This window comes from Myxococcus sp. AB036A (genome assembly GCF_006547355.1).
GTDB lineage: Bacteria > Myxococcota > Myxococcia > Myxococcales > Myxococcaceae > Myxococcus > Myxococcus virescens.
In genome coordinates this window covers 1-7,711 of sequence record NZ_VHLC01000180.1, presented here as the reverse complement: position 1 = coordinate 7,711, position 7,711 = coordinate 1, and the positions used below count along the sequence as shown (strand labels likewise).

General features: G+C 70.0%; 5 protein-coding genes and 1 pseudogene. 4 read left to right on the top strand and 2 right to left on the bottom strand.

Translation table 11 applies throughout. The annotated features are described in order from the left end of the window. Positions 1–1,056: pseudogene (locus FL344_RS37380) on the top strand (hypothetical protein); the annotation flags it as partial. A 28-nt stretch (positions 1,057–1,084) separates the two neighbouring features. On the opposite strand, the gene FL344_RS37375 reads toward FL344_RS37380, so the two are convergent. Then, entirely contained in the window at positions 1,085–4,189 is a 3,105-nt protein-coding gene (locus tag FL344_RS37375) for a cyclic nucleotide-binding domain-containing protein (protein WP_141621865.1), read from the bottom strand. A gap of 202 nt (positions 4,190–4,391) precedes the next feature. Here FL344_RS37375 and FL344_RS37370 point away from each other — a divergent pair, with 202 nt between their 5' ends. After that, positions 4,392–5,198: an RDD family protein gene (locus FL344_RS37370; RefSeq protein WP_141621864.1), complete on the top strand. Its 807-nt coding sequence runs from the start codon at positions 4,392–4,394 to the stop codon at positions 5,196–5,198. Here the strand turns inward: FL344_RS37370 and FL344_RS37365 are convergent. Further along, positions 5,164–5,682, bottom strand: a complete 519-nt coding sequence (locus FL344_RS37365) for an outer membrane beta-barrel protein (RefSeq protein ID WP_194863402.1) — start codon at positions 5,680–5,682, stop codon at positions 5,164–5,166. The genes FL344_RS37370 and FL344_RS37365 overlap by 35 nt on opposite strands. Before the next feature lie 99 nt (positions 5,683–5,781). Here FL344_RS37365 and FL344_RS37360 point away from each other — a divergent pair, with 99 nt between their 5' ends. Together FL344_RS37360 and FL344_RS37355 are read left to right on the top strand one after the other, a co-directional pair. Next, positions 5,782–6,843 carry a lipopolysaccharide assembly protein LapB gene (locus tag FL344_RS37360; protein WP_228558635.1) on the top strand — a complete coding sequence of 354 codons (1,062 nt, stop codon included), beginning with the start codon at positions 5,782–5,784 and terminating at the stop codon, positions 6,841–6,843. A 31-nt stretch (positions 6,844–6,874) separates the two neighbouring features. Continuing rightward, a partial coding sequence (locus FL344_RS37355) for an FHA domain-containing protein (RefSeq protein WP_141621862.1) occupies positions 6,875–7,711 on the top strand: 837 nt, incomplete at its 3' end.

Below are 7,711 nucleotides of genomic sequence, written 5' to 3'. Positions count from 1 at the left end.
GAGCAGGCCCCCACCGGAGCGGCAGAGGACGTCGCGGGAGCCACTCCGGACGCCCAGAAACCCTCCCCCATCCCGGCGGACACGCCCGAAGCGAGGATGGAGCGGCGCATCCGAGACGTGGAGGCCGCGGCCCAGGGGGCCGATGCGGGCACGTCACTGGCGGAGGCCATCACCGCGCTGGTGCTGGAGGCCACGAAGGACCAGGAGTCGGAGGCCCCGGCGTCCTCCGCCAAGGAGCGCACCGACGCCACGGCGGATACCCCACACACCGCCGAGACCCCCCAGGCTCCTGCTCACGAAAAGAGCATCTGGACGGTGAAGGGCCTCTCCGTGTGGGGCCTGGCCTTCTGGGCGGCGCTGTTCGCCGCGCTGCAGTTGGCGCAGTGGGTGGTCATCGCCCTGTCGCGGGACTACCACGACGCCATCTCCCGCAAGGCCAGCCTGCTCACGGGGCTGGAGCCCGAGGACGAAGAGTTCCCGCCGCGCGTGCGCCTCAACATGGCGTGGCTGCGCAAGAAGGTGAAGCGACGCTGGCGGGCCTTCCTGCTGCTCATGGTGGGCGTGCCGGCGCTGGTGCTGATCACCCTCCCGTTCATGTGCGCCTCCCGCTTCGTCTTCACCGCCGTGTTCACCGCCTGGGGCGCGTGGTGGTGGGTGGTCTTCACCGCCGCCAAGAGCGCGCGGGCCTGGGAGCCAACCGCGGGGCCCACGCGGCCGCCCTGGTTCCTGCGGATGTGGACGGTGCTCACCACGCGCGTGCCGGGCTTTCGGTGGGACTCGCTTCAGCGGTACGGCGCTTCCTGGGGACGGCGCACGGAGGAGGTCTTCGCGCCCATCTCCAGCACGGAGCGCCACCCCTGGGTGTTCGCCGGGCTGGCGGTGGTCCGATTCCTGGGCTCATTTCCTCCGATGAAGTTCTTCGTCCGGCCGCTCATCCCCGTCGCCTCCGCGCACCTGCTGGAGGAGGACGTGGCCGCGGCCAGAAAGGCGCTCGCCGCCGGTGCGAACGCCTCGCCGCCCGAAGCCGAGGTGCCCCGCCCCGCCGACGTGTGGTGACGGGAGGGACGTCCCCGCGCCGCTCGGCTCAGGAGTCGTCGCGCGAGCGGTCGTCGTTTCCATCCGGCGCCGGCCCATCTGGCAGCGGCGGCGCCAGTGGGCCCAGCGGCGCCGTCATCTCCAGCCGCTCGCCCGTCTCGCGCGAGTCCGGCAGGTCGATGAGCGCCTGGAGCTGCAGGCTCACCGCGCGGAAGAAGCCCGTCAGCAGCTCCGGCCGGTCCGCGAGCAAATCCAAGAAGTCACGCCGGTCGATGATGAGCACCCGCGTATCCACCGCGGCCACCATGTCCGTGGGACGCGGTGCGCCGTCGAGCAGGCTCACCTCGCCGAAGGCCTGTTTGCCCTGGAAGCGCAGCACGTGCTCGCCGTCGTGGAAGGCATCCACGGCGCCGTCGACGATGACGTAGAGCGCGTCGCCCGGATCGCCCTGGGCGTAGATGCGCTCTCCCGCGCGGAACGCCGCCTCGCGGGCCACGGCGGCGATGGCGGCGATGTCATCCACGTCGCACTGGGAGAAGACACTCACCCCTTCCAGCGCGAACATCCGCTGGACTGTCCTGTCGCTCATGTCACCTTCCTGTGGGAGCACGTGCAGCCCGTTCACCCACGCCACATGGCGGGCACACGCGCGCAGCACGCCGTCTTCGCTCTGGACCAGCGCCGCCAGCCGCCGCCACAACCGGCCGGGCGCGCCGGGTGGAAGCTCGCGGTGGTGCGCCTCCACCTGCTCCATCACCAGCTCCCGGTCCTCTTCGTCGACCAGGTTCTCCAACAGCTCCAGCGCCAGCGCGCGACGGCGCAGGTCGGGCCCCACCAGGTTGTAGTGGATGCCGCGCATCACGTGCGACGGATGGAGCAGCCCCAGGAGGAAGAAGGACAATTCCAACGCCTGGTCCATCCGGTCGCCCACCGCGCGCGTGAGCAGCGAGCCATCCCCCAGCGCCGCGCGCAGGTCGCGGAAGGCGCCCACCAGGTTGCGGTAGACCTCCCGCCGCCGCCCCAGGGCCTCGCGCACGCGCTCCACGTCCACGGGATGCTCGGGGTGCTCGTCGCGCAGGCGCGACATCTGCGCGCCAATCCGGAAGTGCAGGGACGCGTCGTCGCGCACGTTGGAGAACAGCAGCGCGTCCAGCGCCGCCGGTGTTCCGATGCCGCGCAGCACGCGGGGCAGTTGCAGCCGCATCGCCAGCGGCGCCATGTGCTTGTTGAGCTGCTCCTCTACCAGCAGCGTCACCTCGTCACCCAACGCCACCAGCGCCTCGCGCGCCGCCTTGCGTTCCTCCCGCCAGGTGAGGAACGGCAGCAGCCGGGGCGCCAGCTCCACGTAGCCGCCCTTGCCCACCGCGACCAGGGCCACGTGCCGCACGGAGCCGTCCGCGTCCTCCAGATAGCGCGCCAGCGGCTCCGCGAAGCGTGAGTTCTGGATGCGCCCCAGCAGGCGCGCCACCTCGCGGCGCTCGGGCACCGGTGCGCCCTCGCCGCGCGACAACATCGCCCGCAGCGCGTCCAGCGCCACGGCGCTCCCCGTCGACTTCACCAGCGCGCCAATGGCCGCGCAGCGCAGGCCCACGTCCGGGTGGTTCAGCAGCGCGGGCAGCAGGCGCTCCGCCCGCTCCGGTGACAACCGCGCCAGGGCCCACACGGCCTGGTCCCGAGGCCGACGTGGCCCTTCCTCCACCAACCGCTCCAGCACCGGCGCCAGTTCGTGCGCCTCCAGCTCCAGGGCCAGGGAGACGCCGCGCTCCAGCACGCGCTCGTGCGGGTGACGCAGCAGCGCGGGCAGGTGCGGACGCAGCGGCACCTCCGCCTGCTCCATCATCGCCACCGCGCGCAGCACCCGCTCCGGAGAAGGGGCCGCCAGGGCCTCGGCCAGCAGCCGCTGCTCCTCTTCGCCCTCCAGCGCCACGTCCTCTTCTTCGGGCGCGCCCACCTGCTCGCCCAGCGCGGCCACGTATGCGGGCTTCAGCCGCACCAGCAGCAGGCCCAGCGCCGCGCACATGCCCACCACCGCCACCGCCATGGTGACGCCGTTGGCCGCGCGTCCCGCGCCGATGAGCAACAGACCGGCCAGCACGACGCCGCCCTTGCGCAGCAGCCCATCCACCGTGGCGCGCAGGCCCTCTCGCTGGTCGTCCGGCACCGCGGTGTAGAGCAACTGGATGCCCACCGGGAGGATGGAGTAGCTCACCGCCGTCTCCACCAGTCGCAGCAAGTGCACCGGCCACAAGCTGGGGGTGACGAGCGCCGCGCCCGCCAGCGGCGCCAGGACCAGCGGCACCATCGCCACGTAGCGCAAGAGCCCCAGCCGCTTCAGCAGGCGCTGCGCCACCAGCAGCTGGAAGGCCACGCAGAACAGGCCAATCCAGAGCTGGAGCGAACCGAAGAGCGCCGTCAGCGCGTCCTCGCTCAGCGTGCCTTCCAGGCGCAGCCGGAAGAGGTAGTCCACGAACGACGACAGCACCGCGAACGCGATGCCCAGCGCCGCCAGCACCTGGGCGTAGGGGCTCTCCGCCAGATAGCGCAGCCCCAGGAAGGACGCGGGGCGGCCGCGCGGCGGCGTGGGCGGCAGGCCCTTGTACAGGTGATGGAAGATGGCGCCCGCGGCCAGCAGGCCCACGGCGCCGCTCACCACGATGCCCGGCGTGCCCAGCTTCACCGCCAGGCCCTGCACCAGCAAACCTCCGGCGATGCCTCCGCCCATGGCGAAGCCGTTGAGCGCGGTGAAGGCCCGGCGCGCCTCACGCGCGTCGAAGGCGGCCGCCATGCGGCCCCAGAAGCGGAAGGACACGAACGTGGAGAAGGTGTCCGCGAAGAGGTACAGCGCCAGTGCGGGCATGCGCTGCCCCGCGGATAGGGCCCCCGCCAGCACCAGCGCCACCACGCCGCCCATGCCCGTGAGCAGGCCCGGGGACTCGAAGGGCGAGCCCGGCTTGGAGCGCGGCAGCACCGTCATGGCCGCCGTCATCAACGCGCCCAGCAGGTACAGGTACGGCAGCGCCTGGGACTCGAAGCGCGACAGCACCAGGGCGTTGGAAGCCGTCTTCAGCTGCGTCACCCCTGCGATGAGCGCGAACTGAAAGGCTGCCGCCGGCCAAAGGCGGCGGTTCCATGATGAGGAGTCGGAGGGGAGCACGGTGCGAGTGCGCGGCAGACTACCCCACGCCCTCTCGGCTCAAGAATAGCGCTGTCGTGCGAGGTGCCGCCCGCCTGCCCTCCGGACGGCGGGCAAGTCACTTCGGACACCTTCACCCGACTTCCGCCGCCCTCACTGAAATCGTTGGAGCCGCGACGAATGTGTCTCGGGCCGCCCGCACGTGCGCCGCCGCGGCTAGACTGTGTCGGTGACGACCGCCACCGACACCCTGCTGGACGGCACCCACACGGTGCTCACCCCCGAGTACGTGGAGTTCCGCTTCACGCTCGCGGGCCTGTACTCGCGCTTCCTGGCGTGGCTGCTGGACGCCGTCATCGTCACGCTGCTCACCGGCACCATCCTGACGTCGCTCAGCCTGGTGATGTTCGCCTTCCCGGGCTTCGCCAGCGCGCTGTCCATCGTCATCTACTTCCTGGTGGACTGGGGCTACGCGATAACGCTGGAGACGGTGTGGAGCGGGCGCACCGTGGGCAAGCGGGTGATGTCGCTGCGGGTCATCCAGGAGAGCGGCGTGCGCATCGGCTTCTACCACGCGGCGCTGCGCAACCTGGCGCGTCCGGTGGACCGGCTGCCCCTGTTCTACCTGGTGGGAGGGCTCACCGCGCTCGTGTCCGGCTCCCAGCAGCGGCTGGGGGACATGCTGGCGGGAACGCTGGTGGTGCGCGAGCGGCGCCTGAAGGTGCCCTCCGCCCTGGGCATGCCCGGCGACGAGGGGCTGCTGGCGGATCCGCTCTTCGTGTCGCGCGTGAAGCGCCTGTCCAGCGAGGAGCGAGAGGTGGTGCTGACTGCGGCCCTGCGCCGTGAGGAACTGCGCATGGAGGCGCGGCTCCGCCTGTTCGCGGCGCTGGGAGCAAGGCTGCAGGACGCGCTGGCCATGGAGAAGCCGCCCCACCTCTCCGACGAGAAGTGGGCGCTGCTGGTGGCCGCGGCCCTGCTACCGCCGAAGGGACAGCCTAGAAGTACGCCGCAGCGCCGGCAGACAGCGTGAGCGTGCGCTGCGTCTTCTCGTTGAGCGCGATGTAGAAGTTGTACTGCGCGCGCGCGCCCACGCTCACCGAGTCCGACACGAAGAAGTCGACGCCGACGTTGGGGCCAATGCCCACGAAGTTGCTGACGCTGTTCTTGAAGACGATGAGGTAGCTCAGGTCCGAGCCCACATAGGGGCGGATGGCCTCCTCCATCAGCAGGTACCGGATGCCGATGGACGGCGCCAGGCCCACCACGCGCTTCTCGTTGCGGTCCGTGGTGTCGCGTGGGAACGCAATCTTCGACAGGGAGACCACCTCGAAGCCGTTCTCGATGTAGAGGCTGGCGTCGACGCCCACGAAGAACGCGTCATCCAGGCCGTTCGTCCGGTTGAAGTCCATGTAGCCCAGTGACAGGCCCAGGCTGCGGTTGGCGAACTGGGCATGCGCGGGGCTGGCCGACAGCAAGGCCAGGGTGAAGCCGAGGGTGCAGAGCAGGGTACGCATGGGCCGCCACTCTACCGGCGTAACCCTCGGAAAACAGCCTGGATTCATGCCACTCCGGGCGTTGCCTGGGCGCGGGCGCTCTCCTACACTCGCCCCGCCATGCGTGTCCGCCGACTTGTTGCTGCGCTGTCCCTGGTCTCCGCCCTGCCCTTCGTCGCCTGCGTCCGGACCCCACCGCCTCACGAGCGGGCGCTCATCAACAACGAGCTGTGCGCGCAAGAGATGGCCAAGGGCGACCTGGCGCGCGCGGAGACGTTCTGCGACCTGGGCCTGGAATTCTCCCCCCAGTACGCGGACCTCTGGTCCAACAAGGGCATCATCGCCATGTCCTCGGGCCGGAAGGACGACGCGAAGAAGCACTTCATCAAGGCCCTGCGCTACAACCAGGAGCACCTCCAGGCGTACCAGAACCTCGGCGCCATCTACATGGAGGAAGGCGCGTACGGAAAGGCGCACGACAACTTCCGGCGGGCCCTCAAGGTGAACCCGGACAACCTGGAGTCGCGCTACAACCTGGCACTCACCCTGATGAAGATGGGGAAGATGGACGAGTCCAAGAAGGAGCTGCGCACGATCCTGGCCGTCAATCCCGGCATCTCCGACGTGCACCACCTCCTGGGTATCATCTCCTACTCGGAGGGTGAATACGACGCGGCCGGCGAGCACCTCGCCCGGGCCACGCAGCTGGTCCAGGATTCACCTCTGCTGTGGCACGACCTGGGCACCGCGTTGATGGAGTTGGGCCGCTTCCAGGAAGCGCGCGAGTCCTTCGCCAACTGCGCCCAGCTGGACCCCAGCAACAGCAGCTGCATCAACAACCTGTCCCTGGCCCAGCGCAAGACGGCCCTCACCGACGCGGCCTTCAAGGAGATCAAGGACACGCAGCAGGCGGAGAACTCCGCGCCCGCGCTCTACATGCTCGCGCGTCAGTACCGCGAGAAGGGCCTGCTGGCGGAGGAAGAGGCCACCTACCGCAAGTGCGTCAAGCTGGATGCGAAGTACGCCGCCTGCCACTACGGCCTCTACGAACTCTTCTTCGAAGCCCACAAGCGCGAGCACGCGCAGATCGCCTGCAAGAACTTCCTGAAGTACGGGACGTCTGAGGAATTCCCCACGGAGTACCAGACGTGTGAGAGATTCCTGAGCGACGCGACGTTCTGATGTCCCGCCTTCCCGACTCCCCTCCTTCTCGATGAGCGTTCGTCTCACCGTCACGCAGCGCAGCGAGGCCGGCGCTGCCCAGAGCACCGAGTTCGTCCTCGACGACGCGGTCATCACCCTGGGCCGCGACAAGGCTTGCCAGGTCGTGCTCGCTCAGCAGGCGGTGTCGCGCAACCATGCGCGCATCTGCCAGGACGGGCCGCTCTTCTTCGTGGAGGACCTGGGCAGCTCCTACGGCACGCAGATCAACGGCAAGCCCGTGCCCAAGGGCGAGAAGCGGCTGCTGCGCAACGGCGACGTCATCGCCATCGCCACGTTCGACGTCCGCTTCGAGCGGGTGATGGACCTGAACCCCGAAGCGGGCGGGGAGAAGACGTCCTTCATCGCCCGGGGCATGGTGAAGGACGCCATGCGCGGCCTGGCCGGCGGCGGCGAGGAGCGCTACCTGCGCTTCATGAACGGCCCCCGCGAAGGCGAGCGCATCGAGCTGGGGAACGCGAAGGAAGTCATCCTGGGCCGCGACGAGAAGGACGCGGACATCATCCTCAAGGATGACCTGGTCTCCCGGAAGCACGCCAAGGTGCGCCGCGACTGGTCCGGCACCCACGTGGAGGACCTGGGCAGCCGCAACGGCATCAAGGTGAACAAGAAGCGGGTCAACCGCCGGCAGCTCAAGGACGGGGACGAACTGGAAGTGGGTGCCACCCGCTTCCTGTACGTGGACCCCACCGAGCCGGCCGAGGAGCCCGTTCAGCTCGCCCCCGAGGTCAAGGCTCCGCCTCCGCCCTCGCCCCGTCGTCCGCGCCCGGAGCCCAAGCCCGTGGAGCCCCCGCCGGAGGAGGAGCCCGCGCCGCCGCCCGAGGAGCCC